The organism is Psychrobacter sp. 5A.1 (assembly GCF_030407455.1).
Taxonomy (GTDB): Bacteria; Pseudomonadota; Gammaproteobacteria; order Pseudomonadales; family Moraxellaceae; genus Psychrobacter.
This window is the reverse complement of sequence record NZ_JASDDJ010000007.1, coordinates 36,654-51,092: the sequence shown is the minus strand read 5'-3', so window position 1 is coordinate 51,092 and position 14,439 is coordinate 36,654. Positions and strand designations below refer to the sequence as shown.

At 43.3% G+C, this 14,439-nt stretch carries 13 protein-coding genes; 10 read left to right on the top strand and 3 right to left on the bottom strand.

What is annotated here, in order from left to right:
• Positions 1–193: 193 nt before the first annotated feature.
• From QL982_RS02890 to QL982_RS02865, 6 genes are all read left to right on the top strand, one after another.
• Positions 194–1,126: a histidine kinase gene (locus QL982_RS02890; protein WP_290162274.1), complete on the top strand. Its 933-nt coding sequence runs from the start codon at positions 194–196 to the stop codon at positions 1,124–1,126.
• Between the two features lie 495 nt (positions 1,127–1,621).
• Positions 1,622–2,359: a LytTR family DNA-binding domain-containing protein gene (locus tag QL982_RS02885; RefSeq protein ID WP_290190159.1), complete on the top strand. Its 738-nt coding sequence runs from the start codon at positions 1,622–1,624 to the stop codon at positions 2,357–2,359.
• A 228-nt stretch (positions 2,360–2,587) separates the two neighbouring features.
• Entirely contained in the window at positions 2,588–3,622 is a 1,035-nt protein-coding gene (hemC, locus tag QL982_RS02880; protein ID WP_290162630.1) for a hydroxymethylbilane synthase, read from the top strand.
• 48 nt (positions 3,623–3,670) lie between these two features.
• Positions 3,671–4,696, top strand: a complete 1,026-nt coding sequence (locus QL982_RS02875) for a uroporphyrinogen-III synthase (protein WP_290162631.1) — start codon at positions 3,671–3,673, stop codon at positions 4,694–4,696.
• Between the two features lie 61 nt (positions 4,697–4,757).
• Positions 4,758–5,768, top strand: a complete 1,011-nt coding sequence (locus QL982_RS02870; protein ID WP_290162633.1) for a hypothetical protein — start codon at positions 4,758–4,760, stop codon at positions 5,766–5,768.
• Between the two features lie 52 nt (positions 5,769–5,820).
• Positions 5,821–6,312: an acyl-CoA thioesterase gene (locus tag QL982_RS02865; RefSeq protein ID WP_290190158.1), complete on the top strand. Its 492-nt coding sequence runs from the start codon at positions 5,821–5,823 to the stop codon at positions 6,310–6,312.
• A gap of 148 nt (positions 6,313–6,460) precedes the next feature.
• Here the strand turns inward: QL982_RS02865 and ribBA are convergent, their stop codons facing one another.
• Together ribBA and QL982_RS02855 are read right to left on the bottom strand one after the other, a co-directional pair.
• Positions 6,461–7,573: a bifunctional 3,4-dihydroxy-2-butanone-4-phosphate synthase/GTP cyclohydrolase II gene (ribBA, locus tag QL982_RS02860; protein ID WP_290190157.1), complete on the bottom strand. Its 1,113-nt coding sequence runs from the start codon at positions 7,571–7,573 to the stop codon at positions 6,461–6,463.
• A gap of 325 nt (positions 7,574–7,898) precedes the next feature.
• Complete coding sequence (locus QL982_RS02855) at positions 7,899–9,188, bottom strand: replication-associated recombination protein A (RefSeq protein WP_290190156.1); 1,290 nt, start codon at positions 9,186–9,188, stop codon at positions 7,899–7,901.
• 403 nt (positions 9,189–9,591) lie between these two features.
• On the opposite strand from QL982_RS02855, the gene QL982_RS02850 reads away from it, so the two are divergent.
• Together QL982_RS02850 and QL982_RS02845 are read left to right on the top strand one after the other, a co-directional pair.
• Positions 9,592–10,140, top strand: coding sequence for a type IV secretion protein Rhs (locus QL982_RS02850; protein ID WP_290190155.1), 549 nt, complete (start codon positions 9,592–9,594; stop codon positions 10,138–10,140).
• 64 nt (positions 10,141–10,204) lie between these two features.
• Positions 10,205–11,152, top strand: coding sequence for a hypothetical protein (locus tag QL982_RS02845; RefSeq protein WP_290190154.1), 948 nt, complete (start codon positions 10,205–10,207; stop codon positions 11,150–11,152).
• A gap of 88 nt (positions 11,153–11,240) precedes the next feature.
• Here QL982_RS02845 and gltA read toward each other — a convergent pair whose 3' ends face one another.
• Positions 11,241–12,521 carry a citrate synthase gene (gene gltA / locus QL982_RS02840; protein WP_290162646.1) on the bottom strand — a complete coding sequence of 427 codons (1,281 nt, stop codon included), beginning with the start codon at positions 12,519–12,521 and terminating at the stop codon, positions 11,241–11,243.
• A 1,019-nt stretch (positions 12,522–13,540) separates the two neighbouring features.
• Between gltA and sdhC the strand changes: the two genes are divergently transcribed.
• Together sdhC and sdhD are read left to right on the top strand one after the other, a co-directional pair.
• Positions 13,541–13,927 carry a succinate dehydrogenase, cytochrome b556 subunit gene (sdhC, locus tag QL982_RS02835; protein ID WP_082624524.1) on the top strand — a complete coding sequence of 129 codons (387 nt, stop codon included), beginning with the start codon at positions 13,541–13,543 and terminating at the stop codon, positions 13,925–13,927.
• Positions 13,928–13,929: 2 nt separating this feature from the next.
• Entirely contained in the window at positions 13,930–14,334 is a 405-nt protein-coding gene (gene sdhD, locus QL982_RS02830; RefSeq protein ID WP_290162705.1) for a succinate dehydrogenase, hydrophobic membrane anchor protein, read from the top strand.
• Positions 14,335–14,439: the final 105 nt, after the last annotated feature.

Here is a 14,439-nt window from a genome sequence, read left to right as displayed (position 1 = left end):
CAAGACAAGTCAAAAGAATAAGAACTCGAGTATAGCAAATGATGAGGTTGCCTTACTAGCTACACGCTTAGAGTTTTTTATTCCTAAACTCCTGGAAGTCATGAGGCCTTGGCAGTGGCTGACGTATGTCTTTTTTTGGTCATTGTTTCTGACTGTGATGGAGCGCCATAGCCTAGCAACTTGGTCAGAATTCATGATTCAGTTTTTACGTAGTGTGATACAGAATTTTTTAACCGTTATTCCACCGCTTTATCTGATTGACTATCTTCGTCCTGCGTTTAAGAGCGCCAGTGTTTTTAGCGTGAGTGTTCGTATCGTGCTGCTACTGATGTTTGCTGCGACCATATCTATGGCGTCAGTGACGCTGTTTATGATTAATTTTGGATGGTTGGAGTATGATTATCATACTTTTATGCTCAATATAGTGCTCAATACAGTGCTTACTGGTGGATTTACGACCGTATTTTTATTATATTTTTTGCGTAGCTACCGTGAGTTGAATGCTCTAAAATTATCGTTTGAACATAAACTGACCGCACAAAACGACTTAATCAAAGCCCGTACAGCCCCGCACTTTTTCTTCAATACCATCAATACGCTCGTGTCATTAATTGAGTCTAATCCTCCAAGGGCCTCTGCTTTATTACAGCACGTCTCTGCATTATTCCGTGCCAGTTTTAGTGGCACACGTGAGATTAGTTTCGAAGAAGAAGTGGCTCTTTGTGAGCATTATCTTGCGATTGAGTCTAGCCGTCTGGCAGATAAACTCGATGTAAAGTGGCAATTACCGAATGAAGATGTCATGTATGACATGGTTATCACTGCGCTAACGCTACAAAGCGTGCTAGAGAAAATACTGCTCAATGTGGTAGAGATGACCACTGAAACTATCTGCATCAGTATCAAAGTTACTTGGCAACACCATCGAGTCACGATAACAATCGATGTTGAACTCCCCAAAAAGACATTAATCATCAACCATGATTTGCGCCAACATATGGATTTTTATATTCAAGCGGATCGTTTACGCGCGCATTTTGGTCAAGAGGCAGATATTCACAGCATGGTGGCCAGCACGCAAATCAGCACTGTTATTGATTATCCTCTCCAAGACGTCAGTTTATAACGTCCACTTTTCTATTCTATCGTTGTACTTTCTATTATTCATCATACTTAAAGCCGTTGTGCTTAACTTTGCCCGCGTAAAAACATTGTGTGGCACATTTATTGCAGCATCTTAAAGCAGGTATTGTATGTTGCGCTCACTAATTTATGCTTTGCGCTCAATCAATAGGTATTACAAATGAGTACGCCCTAATCGACAGTCCTCTACATGGGTTGAAAGTAGCTAAGTTTTGCCAAACCGCATCAAATAGCGAATTGATAACCTTTGCACTATTTTTATCGTTTGATGACAATTTATCTCATTTTTATCACTATTTTTAAAATGAGAACAAGGCCCAATAGTAAAAATATCTTATTTGCTACAAAAAATAATAGGTTTTGTCAAAATTTTATCAAATAAACGAGATTTTATATTCTATGTGATTGATAATGAGTGCTAATATAATCGTAATACTATTGAAAAAAATATTAAGTATGTCCTTGGATAGGAGTTTGCATGCGTATCGTAGTTTGTGATGATGAGCCCCTAGCGCGTGAGCGCTTGGTGAGAATTGTACAGGAGTCAGGCCACGAGGTAGTTGCTCAGGCTACTACTGGTGCAGAAGCCATCATCGCCGTAAAAACTCAGCAGCCAGATATCATATTGTTAGATATTCGTATGCCTGAAATGGATGGCGTTCGCTGTGCTCAAGAGCTTTCCAAACTTGAGCATCCACCAGCGATTATATTCGTCACCGCTTATGATCACTACGCGATTGCCGCGCTAAAAGCCAATGCGATTGGCTATTTATTGAAGCCTGCCAATAAAGATGAATTAATAGAGGCTTTGGATAAAGCAAAAAACTTAAATGCGGCTCAATTAAATGAAATCCGCAAGCTTGAAGATCCGACAGCGCGCCCAATACGTGAACATATCGCTGCTCGTACGCATCGAGGCGTTGAGTTGATTAAGCTAAAAGATATTTATTATTTTGCGGCAGATCAAAAATACGTCAAAGTGCGTCATAAAGAGGGTATTGTATTAATTGATGAAACGCTAAAAGAGTTGGAACAAGAGTTTGATGACCGTCTGTTCCGAGTACATCGTAATGCTATCATCAACCTTAGTTATTTGGACTTCTTAGAAACTTTGGATGCAGGCCAGTATCAGATACGTTTTAAGGGGATTGAAGAGACGCTAGCGGTAAGCCGTCGTCACTTACCTGCCTTACGTGATAAAATCCAAAGCATGTAATAGGCTGTCCTGATAGCGACCAATCATTCCATATCATCAAACCCTTATTTATGCTTAAATAGGGGTATTTTTTTGCGTCAGCATCTACTATTAATCATTTGAGTCGCCTATTCTTTGGCAAACTTGCCCTATCGAGTAATATCGACATTAATCAGTATAAATATGAATAGTACTGACATTAGGACTATAGCCACTACAATATTAATATCGAACTTATTGAGGCCCTTTATGAGCAATCCACAGCAAGCTGTTTTGACCACTCTAAACATCGCCACACGTCAAAGCCCATTGGCATTATGGCAGGCAGAGCATATTCGTGATCGTTTATTGGCATTGTATCCTGAGCTGACGATCAACTTACTAAAAATTGTCACTAAGGGTGACAAGATATTGGACACACCTTTGGCTAAAATCGGTGGTAAGGGATTGTTTGTAAAAGAGCTTGAACAAGCGCTGTATGACAAACAAGCAGATATAGCAGTGCATTCGCTAAAAGATGTGCCGATGCAGCTTCCCGAAGGCCTCACATTAGGTGTCTACTGTAAACGCGCTTCACCAACAGATGCTTTTGTCTCAAACACTTATAGTAGTATTGATGAGCTACCACAGGGTGCGGTCGTTGGGACGTCAAGTTTACGTCGTCAATGCCAGATCAAAGCCTATCGACCTGACCTGCAAATCAAAACTTTGCGCGGCAACGTCGGCACTCGTCTAAGTAAGTTAGATGCTGGTGAGTATGATGCCATTATTTTAGCGACCAGCGGATTGCAGCGTATTGAACTGGACGAGAGAATACGCGGTGAGCTTGATATCGCAGCTTGCTTACCTGCTGTTGGACAAGGCGCTTTGGCGATTGAATGCCGTGAAGGTGATGATGAAGTGCTCAAGCTGTTAGCACCGCTCAATGATGACAAAGCCCGTATTCGACTGATTGCTGAGCGCGCGCTGAACCGTCATTTGGAAGGTGGTTGCCAAGTACCAATCGCTGCTTATGCGGTTTTGCAAATGGCCGATGAAACCAGTATCAATAATGACGACAATGGTGATAATGGCAACAACGACAGCGGCAATGTATTGTGGCTACGTGGTCGAGTGGGTCAAGCGGATGGTAGCGAGCTATTAAAAGCAGACAAACGAGTGACATTGGTCGGCACACAGAATGAGCAAGAAACACAGGCCAATCAGCTGGGTATCGATGTCGCAGAAATGCTACTCGCTGAGGGTGCTGGAGATATCTTATCAGCGATTTATCAGCCTGAATAACAGACCCTATTACTTTTGTCATAGATCAGCGATTGCTTATGTGGGTCTATGACCAAGCTCACTCCATCAGTCTTTTGTCATGGTACACCTATGTCATCAACGTCAATCCACGCCACCCCTGTACCCATTCACAAGAACCACGCTAGTGAGGGGTCAAAAGTAATGCCAAAAATTGTTATCAACACTCGTCCAATAGAGCGAGCAGCACCGTTGACGCAGCACCTAAAAGCCGCAGGTTTGAGCGTGGTCGAGATACCAATGCTGACGTTACAACCACGTCCAACGACGGATCATGACATCGTACTGATGCGTCAATGGTTGGCAGGTGAGTACAACGCACTGGTTATCGTTAGCCCAACGGCGGCAGCGGCAGGTTTGGCCGTTTGGCAAAGGCTGGAGCATGAGAATCAAGTACGAGATGACGAAAATGATCAAGTAGATGCACCTTTAAAACCACCAAGCCATATCATTGCAGTTGGTGAGGCGACGGCGGCTGTCTTAAATAATACCTTTGCTCATGAGTTAGAGCATCAGGTGCGACAGCCTGAGATTGCCAATAATGAAGGTATGCTAGCCATGCCTGACATTAAAAAACTACAGGCAGGCGATAAGCTATTGATATGGCGCGGGCTTGGTGGACGACGATTATTAGTCGATACATTACAGGCACGCGGTGTTCATAGTGATAGTATTGCGTGGTATGAGCGCACGATGCCTATCGATGCGGTGGCTCAGTATCAGCAGTGGCGACACACGTTTCTGACGCACGATGTGAGCTCAGAGATAGCACCATCAAAGCCGCCAAAGCCAGTTGTGGTAATCAGTAGCGCGGCGGCTTTTGAGCATTGGTCAAGTATCGTTGAAGACGGACAACCAAAGCCGCTAGAAAAAAAGCAAGGCACTCACACCATGCTTGATACAGAACAAACCCTACCACTGACCCTAACAGATTTTTCCTACGTCGTATTGGGTGAACGCTTAGCCAATATGGTCGCTGAGCAACAGTTAAACCATTGGCGTGTGGAAGATTTGGCACCAGAGACTATTCTTTCAGCCATTAGCACCAACGCATAATACCCTACGTTTTTTTATTTGCTTGAAACACGTTTACCTATACCAATAACGGTACTGCCTTATGTCAATGAATCCTGAATCGTTACCTGAGGAGCTTTCTGCTACTCAGCAGCGCCGACAAGCAAATATGCTTTTGTTGCGCCTGCAGTGGTTGGTCATCTTATTACTTATCGCCGCTTTATTATGGCTGTATATTAGCCAGCAGCGTTTTCAGCATAGCGTCAATGAGCGCTTACAGAGTAATGAGCAAGTCATCAGCCGACTCAACGAGATGGATGATCGTTTGTTTGCCATGAGTCAGCAGACGTTGCCAGAGCCTCGAGTCAAAGCCAATAACCAAGCTCAAAATCAGCTGGACTTACTGCGTATTCAAATAAAAGCCGCCGATAGGCTCTTGGCGGATAGTAATGACAGTGCAGCGATAGAGCTACTGCGAGGTTTACATTGGCAATTGTCGCAAAGCAGCAACGAGATTGCGCCCGCCTTAACCATCGTTATTAAGCAAAGTTTGCTCAAAGACATTGAGCGCTTGCAGGCGCAAAGCTCACAACCAAGCCCATGGCAAATACAAAACCTTGCGATTCAAAATATTCAAGAGTTTTTGCATAGTCATGAGCGTCTCGGAAGCTATGAAAGTGCTGATTTACAGCAGCGAAAACTGGTAGACGCGGCAACGAATAAACTCACTAACAAATCCACTATCAGTGATTCGACATTAACGCGCCACCAACTCACCATTCATGAAGTCATCATGACATTGAATTTGGCGACCCAAGCCAGCAATATGCGTAAGCAAGATCAGCTCATCAGTTATCTGGCGCAAGCCCGTAAACAGTTAAAAACATTGATACCTAAAGCCTCAGCAAGCGACAATAAAAAGCCAGTACAAGCGGGCGCGATTGGCATTGTGCAAGCCGACAAAAAATCAATGGATGGACAAAATAACTTAGAAGTGATGAATGCACCTAGTGACATACCAGAAGTAATTGTATGGCTAAACCAACTGATTGCCCATGCGCCAAAACCAACCCCATTATTGACGACAGAAATCTTAGATAAGCCGCAACGTTAACGAAAGCTAGTCACAATAGTTAATACAGAAAATATAAAAAGCAAGGTAAGTTATGACCCATTCTAATGAAAACGCAACAGCTATGTTTAAAGCCGAAAATGAAAACCGCCCTGAAGTATTGGCTCATTATCCTGTGATTCATCATCAGCCTATACAATGGGGTGAGATGGATGCCTTTAATCATCTGAACAATGTGGTTTATTATCGTTATTCTGAGTCAGCGCGCATTGGCTATTTGCAAGCATTAGGTATGTTTGATGGCAGTATGGTCACGGTCTTGGCACAATCGAGCTGCCAGTATTTACGCCCAGTCACCTATCCAGACACTTTATTATTAGGCGTCCGCTGCAAGCGTTTAGGCAATACCAGCATGGCGATGGAGTATAGTTACTATAGTACCGCGCAAGAGATCATCGTTGCTACGGCAGAGGCAGTCGTCGTACGTCTTGATAGTAATGGGAAAGGTAAATTGCCATGGACAACAGAAAAGCGTCAGCGACTACTAGCACTGGAAGCAAAATTTGGCCATACGCCTGAGTGTTAAGCTGATTTCTATATGAAGTGATTATCAGGTTTTTTAAAGAAACTCTTGTGCGTTGAAAGTCGATAGTTAAAAACAAAAAAGGCACGCTAATATTACGCTAGCGTGCCTTTTTTATCATTGATTTTTCACTCAATGGTGCAAACAGATATTAGTCTTGTTGCGGTGCATGAACGAAATCGACCACGTTTAGATCAAAACCTGACAATGCATAAAACTTCATTGGCGATGATAATAAGCGCATATCACGAACCCCTAAATGACGTAATATTTGTGCGCCAACACCAACGCTACGATACGGCTGTTGAGTGAGCATTGATTGTGATTCATTGTCTGCAGCTTTATCTAAGGCATCCCCTAAATCAACGGGTTGATTGTTACCAATCCAAACCAATACACCGCGATCTGAGGCGCTAATTTCTTTTAGTGCCGCTTGTACGCTCCAGCCACTACGACCCGTCATATCATTTTTAGCCGCAAATAAATCACGCAATGGGTGAAAACCATGTACACGTACCGTACTGACGCCTTCGCTGACATCGCCTTTGACCAACGCTAAATGAGTCTCATCAGCACCAAACTCGCGGAAACGATGCAAGGTGAACGTACCATGTTCAGTCTCAAAAGGACGTGACTCGATTTCTTCTACGGTTTGCTCATTGGCAATACGATAGTTGATAAGATCAGCAATCGTGCCTATCTTGATGTCATGTTCTTTTGCAAATATCTCAAGATCATCACGACGCGCCATCGTCCCATCTGCATTGATGATTTCGACAATCACCGCTGCAGGCTCTAGACCTGCTAAACGTGCTAAATCACAACCCGCTTCTGTGTGGCCTGCACGGTGAAGAACTCCGCCGTTTTGTGCCATAATTGGAAAAATATGTCCAGGCTGAACGATGTCTTCAGCTTTAGCAGTAGCAGAAACTGCCGCTTGAATGGTACGTGCGCGATCAGCAGCAGAAATACCTGTCGTGACGCCTTCAGCCGCTTCAATAGACACAGTAAAGTTGGTGCTAAACTTTGCCTCATTACGATCTGACATCAGCGGTAGCGCCAATTGCTGGCAACGCGCTTGTGACAAGGTCAAACAAACCAAGCCGCGCGCGTGAGTGATCATAAAATTAATATCTTCAGGGCGGACATGCGTCGCTGCCATGATGATGTCACCTTCGTTTTCGCGGTCTTCATCATCCATCAAGATGACCATTTTTCCAGCACGAATGTCTTCGATAATCTCAGGAATCGCATTTAAACTCATAGTAAGTCTCAATATTTTATTATTTATAAATAGGGGTGGTTTGAAATATAAAGGGTTATCTGTCTATTGTAGCAGTCGCCGTCACAGCGTGCTGTTACGGTTACGCAAAATGCGCTGGCGCAAATCGTTCCACTATAGGCGTTATTTAATCATTACTTATATATCAATATGAGGACATTTTAACGCTTTTCAGCCCAATGTGCTGCCCCATCTCTAAACTATATGGGCTAGCCTGTCAAAAACAGCGATAAGTATTATCAATGACCGCTACTATTTGTGCATTAAAGCGCATATTAGATAATGAACCGAGCCGTGTCATGCATGGTTAGTCATTACTCGGCGCTTGGGTTTTTAGCCAATCCATAAATTGTTTGCTGTGCTGCTCTCGTTGATTGTCTGCAAACTCATAAAAGCGTGTGCCGATTAAATTTTCTGGTAAATAAGACTGCGGATAGTAGTGGTTGGGATAATCGTGAGGATAGACATAGTCCTGACCGTAGCCTTGACTACGCATCAGTTTGGTCACGCCATTGCGTAGATGTAGCGGTACAGGTGAGGCATCTTTTTCAGCCAACGCCATCGCAGCATTGATCGCTTTATACGTACTATTACTTTTGGCACTGGTCGCCAGATAGACCACCACTTGCCCTAAGATAATACGTGCCTCAGGCATGCCGATTGATTGCACACTTCGCAATGCGGCATCAGCCAACAGTAGGGCATTAGGGTTGGCATTACCGATATCTTCACTGGCCAAAATCACCAAGCGCCGCGCAATAAAATCAGCAGGCTCACCGCCTACGAGCATACGTGCCATCCAATACAAAGCTGCATCCGGATCGGAGCCACGGACTGACTTTATCATTGCTGAGACAATATCGTAATGCTGCTCACCATCTTTGTCATATCTTACCAAAGCAGTCTGTGCCACTCGGCTGACCAATCCATCATCAATAATCACTGGCGACTGTTTGGCATCAGCTGTTTGAATCGCTAGCTCTAGTAAATTTAACGCCTTTCTAGCATCACCATGAGCCAGCTGACTGATGGTATCTTTTGCTTGCAAGTCGACGGTTAGTTCTTTTAGTACGTTGTCTTCCGAAAGGGCTCGTTGCAGCACTGCGCCTATCTGCTCAGGTGTTAACGGCTCTAAGCGATAAACTTGACAACGTGATAGTAGAGCGTTGTTGACGCTAAATGATGGGTTCTCCGTAGTAGCACCAATCAAAGTGATATCGCCAGACTCTACTGCGCCCAGTAGTGCATCTTGTTGCGCTTTATTAAAACGATGAATCTCGTCGATGAACACCACAGGTGACTCAAATACCAGTGAGTCTTTAGCGTCTAGGACTTCGCGTAGCTGTTTGACTCCAGTATTCAACGCGGACAGCGCATGAAAGGGACGCCCAACGGCATCTGCTAGCAGCATAGCAATGGTTGTTTTACCAATACCCGCTTCCCCATGCAAAATAATCGATGGCAAATGCCCTTGTTCTACCAAACGTCGCAAAGGTGCACCTGCGGCCAGTAAATGCTCTTGACCGATAATGGCATTGAGAGAGGTGGGGCGCATACGCTGAGCAAGTGGAGTATCAGCATGAAAGTTAGGTGGCATAAGACTCTCTATTAAAAATTAAAAAGCTAGCTACTAGCTACAACGGCCGTGAGCGACGGGTTTTTATCGTCGAATCTAAATATCGACACACGATCCCACAATCATCATTATTCTGGAAATTGAACACTCTTGCCTGTTTGGCATGATTTTCGCACTAATAAATTCGCACTAATAAATATTAGACATGAGCCGTAAAAATAGGCTAGTTTATAAGGATAGTACTTGTTATAGGCCATACACGCTAGGCTAACGCAAAAGTATGTTAATGAAAGCTAACCAAGTGTACAGCTTATGTCTTAGCTACTTTGATTTTGGGTCTTCGAACGCTATTAAGGGTTAAACCGCGTTGATAAGTATTTTATTCAACACACCCTATGATAAATCACAAGGTATTGCGCTAATAATGTCTGAATCCGTTCCCAAGAGGTTTTTTGCTCGATATGTGCGCAGTCGCTTAAACAAGCCACCGTCACGTTTTTTGACCGCTGGCGAGAGTGGATTGGCCCATTCAGTATTCGGTGACAGTATCAGACTCGATGACGTGCAATTGAAGACAGCGTGGTGGGTACTAAAGCACTATGCCGTTAGCCCCAATGGTAATATTTACTTTAACGCAGCCGATTGGATTGATGATTTTAGCGATGCTCCTTTAGGCAAACAAAGCTGGCTGATACATGAGCTAACGCATGTATGGCAATTACAGCATGGATTGAAAGTCGTACGTGGTGCGGTTATCGACCGACGTTATGATTACGTGCTAGAAGTAGGCAAATCATTTTTTAAATATGGTATCGAGCAGCAGGCTCGCATGGTTCAAGATTACTTTGTGCGTCGTCAGCGAGGGCAAGACTGCCGAGATTTAGAAGATTGTATTCCGTTTTTGACAGTACAGTCTATCGTCGAGGCGACACCTGCTAATAACTCACCTACCATCTCACTTGAAAATCAATGAATGATGAATGGCAGTCATAATTTAACTGTTAATACGTTTGCTTTACCAAAGGATATGCACTCTCATGTTTAAATTTTTGCCAGTAAAGCCTGATATTGATACTTGTTACCCATCCACATTGCTTGTAGCCGCATTGACAGGGGTGCTGTTTTTGACGGGTTGTCAGCCGTCCTCTAATACACAGCCTGTGCCTGATGAAAATCAAACCAGTGAAAAAACCAGTGTAGAAGACAGTCAGCCTATGTCAAAAGGTGACTCAGCGGCCGCACGCATAGCGCAATTTCAGCCGATATATGTCGCACAAGCCCAAAGTCTACAGCGACGATTGCAAGCAGAGTATGAATCATTGCAAGCGGCAGATGCATCCGACAGTGAGGATCTTTTATTACTGGATGATGCTACTGATAATACTAGTGCCCGCGTGGATAGTAATAACGAAACAGCAAAGAGTGAGACCGCATCTGTAGTTGGTGTCAATGATACGAGTTCTGAATCGATAGACACTGCTAATTCAGCAGCTTTAGCAGACACCGCGAAGGTAACGAACTCAGATACAGCCATCGATATCAATACCAGTACAGAAGTTGGTGAGCGTGATTTAACGGTATTAAAACGCATCAGTCTTGAACCGCGTAAACCTGTTATGTTGACCGAGGATCAAATAATAGAGCGCTATCAGCAAACGATGGACGCTTTATATCAACCGGTGACAACACCGCTTAGTGCAGAGGATTCTGATACATTAATCAATATGGCGACCTTGGTACCGCAGCTGTTTGAACATGCAGAGATTGCTGGACGAGTAAGCGCAAAAAGTCCAGCGCTTGCCCGTTTAATCATTCAGCATCAGGTATGGGAGCAAATAGAAGCCCAGCAAGTGGTCGATATGCAGCAAATGAAACAGAAGCAGCAACAAGAGTTTGAAGCACTGATGGCTAAGTTCAATGAAACTATCGAAGGCTATGATGAGCAGATCGCCAAATATGAGCAAACGTTAAAAGAGTTTCAATAACTGACTAGGGCGTGTTGAATAAAAAAATTAAGACAATAAAAATCCCGCACGATGGCGGGATTTTTTATTGAATAAAGACTGTTTTCGCTTACTTGCGCTCTTCAACTTTTACAAACTCGCGGCGCGTTTCACCAGTGTATAACTGACGTGGGCGACCGATTTTGAACGGTGCACTGTGCATTTCTAACCAATGGCTGATCCAACCTGAGGTACGAGCCAATGCAAAGATTACGGTAAACATTGACGTTGGGATACCGATGGCTTTCAAGATGATACCAGAGTAGAAATCAACGTTTGGATATAGGTTACGCTCGATGAAGAACGGATCTTCTAGCGCAATTTTCTCTAGTGCCATCGCCAATTCAAGCTTAGGATCGTTGATGCCTAGTGCTTCTAATACTTCGTCACACGTCTCTTTCATTACTTGAGCGCGTGGATCGAAGTTTTTGTAAACACGGTGGCCAAAGCCCATTAGCTTCACTTCACGGCTCTTCACTTTTTCCATGAATTCAGGCACGTTCTCAACAGTACCGATTTCATCTAGCATCTCAAGAACGGCTTCGTTCGCGCCGCCATGTGATGGGCCCCATAATGCAGCGATGCCAGCAGCGATACAGGCATAAGGGTTTGCGCCAGTAGAGCCAGCCAAACGTACAGTAGACGTTGAAGCGTTTTGCTCATGGTCAGCATGCAAAGTAAAGATTTTGTCCATTGCACGAGTAATGACATCGTTGGTTTTATAATCAACATCAGCAGGCGTCGCAAACATCATGTATAAGAAGTTTTCTGCGTAGTTAAAGTCATTACGCGGATACATGAATGGTTCGCCTTGTGAGTATTTATAACTCATTGCAGCAAGCGTTGGCATCTTAGCAATCAGACGGATAGCCGTGATTTCACGATGGTCTTCATTGCTGACATCTAGGTCTTCATGATAGAACGCTGATAACGCACCAACGACACCAACCATAATAGCCATTGGATGCGCGTCACGGCGGAAGCCTTCAAAGAATTTACGCAGTTGATCATGAACGCCCGTGTGTTTACGGATTTTTTCAAAGAAATCAGCTTTTTGCTCAGCGTTTGGTAAATCACCATGAATCAGTGCATAAGCCACTTCTAGATATTCAGCGTTGTTCGCTAGCTCGTCAATAGGATAGCCGCGGTGTAGTAGCTCGCCTTTGCCACCATCAATATAAGTAATCTTTGATTCAACAGGAGCAGTTACTTTAAAACCAGGGTCATATGACCAAAATCCTGATTCTTGTAAAGCAGCAATATCGATAACTGGGCGCCCTAAAGTACCTTTAATAATAGGAAGTTCGTATTCTTCACCATTCACGGTTAGTTTGGCATTAGTATCAGCCATAAATTGCTCTCCATTGATTTAACTTGTTAGAATAAAATTACTACAGACGCTCACCCTCGCGTCATTGTCGGTTAAACGGTAAAAATGCGCTTAACTCATTTAGTACGCAGGGTATATTAGCAGCAATTCTTGATGATTTGAAAAAACTTTTATGGACCATGTGTCCGATTGAAGCGGTTTAGCGGTGGTTATTCACTGTAATATTTGTATCAAAATATGTCTGGTTGGTTATTTTACTGAAAATCCTTAGCGGAGTTAGAAAGTTTACAGCATCATTGTTAGGCTAATGTTTTCGATGTCTGGATATGGTCAAAACAAAAAACTCACCAACAATAGAGTCAAAAACAGACAGCGCATGCCCAGCGAGTGACTGAAAGTTTGTCACAATAATGACTGATAAAAATCATGATGACTTGCCTCTATTTATTTGGGCGATAAAGGTGTCTGTATGCTTACAAAAGGGATAAATTTGTAATTATTGCTCAGTCATTTTATAATTGTAGGAATTAACTGGCCCTAGCTTTGTGCGAATTGATAAGTGGTCATGATATAGTGTCGTCTAGAGCTTTCTCTATTCATGCTTATTTACGATTGTCTGGTGTCTCGATAGACCAAACCGCATTCTATGGTTTGAGTGCTCTTTAACTGTTCTGTTTTTTAAATGCTCAGCACGATTCTTCAGTGTTTAGCACAAGATCCGCTTTGATGTAGCCGACATAGTAACGTTGTCTTGCTATTCATACGACCAATAAAAATAGACTGGTTAGTCGATCTTACTCATGTTTATTCTCTTTGTTGTATAATAGATGGGTTGTTTGATAGGCCTGTCAGCTCAAAAAGCGACATTGGACAGTTTATCAATACCTTTTATACATGATCCTTTCTTCATATTTAGCACAAACTAAACGAAGTCAGCTAGCTCTTCCTTACTTTATTCGTCTCGTGTGTTGCTCGATGCTTAATTGACACCATTTATGTCAAGCGTTGATAGCAGATACAGGAGTATAACCGCAAAAAGGATGCCCGCTGTGAAAAGCAACCGACCTATTGATCTGCCTTTAAGCCAAGTGATTAGCGTTAATCGCTCACCGATTGCGATCGCCTCTATCTTGCATCGTATCTCTGGCATTATTTTATTTTTATTGATTCCTGTCATGCTGTGGATACTACAAAACTCATTGGCGTCGCCTGAGAGTTTTGCGACTGTATTTGACAACGTACTTGTGCGCTTTTTGGCATGGATCTTTGTTGCCGCCATTGCATATCATTTTGTGATGGGTATCAAACATTTATTTGCTGATATGGGCATGAACGAAGAGCTAAAATCTGGCCGCACTGCCTCTATGGTCAGTTTTGTGATAGCAGCGATTTTAGTTGTCGCGTCATTTGTATGGGTGATGTTCTAATGATTAAAAATGATTCAGGAATCAAAAGTGCTACAGGTCTGACAGGTTCAGGCTCACGTGATTGGATTATTCAGCGTATTAGTGCTGTTGTTTTAGCCGTTTATAGTGTGGTATTGCTGGGCTTCTTTTTGACCCATGGCGATGTCACTTTCGTTGAATGGTCATCATTTATGACCAGCCTACCGATGCGTCTATTCAGTTTGGTTGCCGTACTGGCACTAGCTGGTCATGCGTGGGTTGGAATGTGGACAGTATTTACTGACTATATTACGACGGGCAAACTAGGCTCAAGCGCAGCGGGTCTACGTTTAGTGCTCCAGTCATTGATGATTATCGCTATTTTAGTATTTCTATTTTGGGGCTTTATGATTTTTTGGGGTAACGGTTTCAGTATCGCTGCCGTTTAACCCTCTCATAAAAAGCTCTGATATCTATATATAACAGCGGATGCGTCCAGTCACTATATTGGTTGGAAAAGTATTTTAAAACCATTCGTTGGTAGCCAAAAATAG

What these genes read in the sequence shown, in the direction of transcription:
- ribBA (WP_290190157.1), bottom strand. Translation starts at nt 7,573, where the DNA reads ATGAGTTTAAATGCGATTCCTGAGATTATCGAAGACATTCGTGCTGGA.
- QL982_RS02865 (WP_290190158.1), top strand. Translation starts at nt 5,821, where the DNA reads ATGACCCATTCTAATGAAAACGCAACAGCTATGTTTAAAGCCGAAAAT.
- QL982_RS02855 (WP_290190156.1), bottom strand. Translation starts at nt 9,188, where the DNA reads ATGCCACCTAACTTTCATGCTGATACTCCACTTGCTCAGCGTATGCGC.
- QL982_RS02875 (WP_290162631.1), top strand. Translation starts at nt 3,671, where the DNA reads ATGACCAAGCTCACTCCATCAGTCTTTTGTCATGGTACACCTATGTCA.
- QL982_RS02845 (WP_290190154.1), top strand. Translation starts at nt 10,205, where the DNA reads ATGTTTAAATTTTTGCCAGTAAAGCCTGATATTGATACTTGTTACCCA.
- hemC (WP_290162630.1), top strand. Translation starts at nt 2,588, where the DNA reads ATGAGCAATCCACAGCAAGCTGTTTTGACCACTCTAAACATCGCCACA.
- QL982_RS02885 (WP_290190159.1), top strand. Translation starts at nt 1,622, where the DNA reads ATGCGTATCGTAGTTTGTGATGATGAGCCCCTAGCGCGTGAGCGCTTG.
- QL982_RS02850 (WP_290190155.1), top strand. Translation starts at nt 9,592, where the DNA reads ATGTCTGAATCCGTTCCCAAGAGGTTTTTTGCTCGATATGTGCGCAGT.
- QL982_RS02890 (WP_290162274.1), top strand. Translation starts at nt 194, where the DNA reads ATGATTCAGTTTTTACGTAGTGTGATACAGAATTTTTTAACCGTTATT.
- QL982_RS02870 (WP_290162633.1), top strand. Translation starts at nt 4,758, where the DNA reads ATGTCAATGAATCCTGAATCGTTACCTGAGGAGCTTTCTGCTACTCAG.
- sdhC (WP_082624524.1), top strand. Translation starts at nt 13,541, where the DNA reads ATGCCCGCTGTGAAAAGCAACCGACCTATTGATCTGCCTTTAAGCCAA.
- gltA (WP_290162646.1), bottom strand. Translation starts at nt 12,521, where the DNA reads ATGGCTGATACTAATGCCAAACTAACCGTGAATGGTGAAGAATACGAA.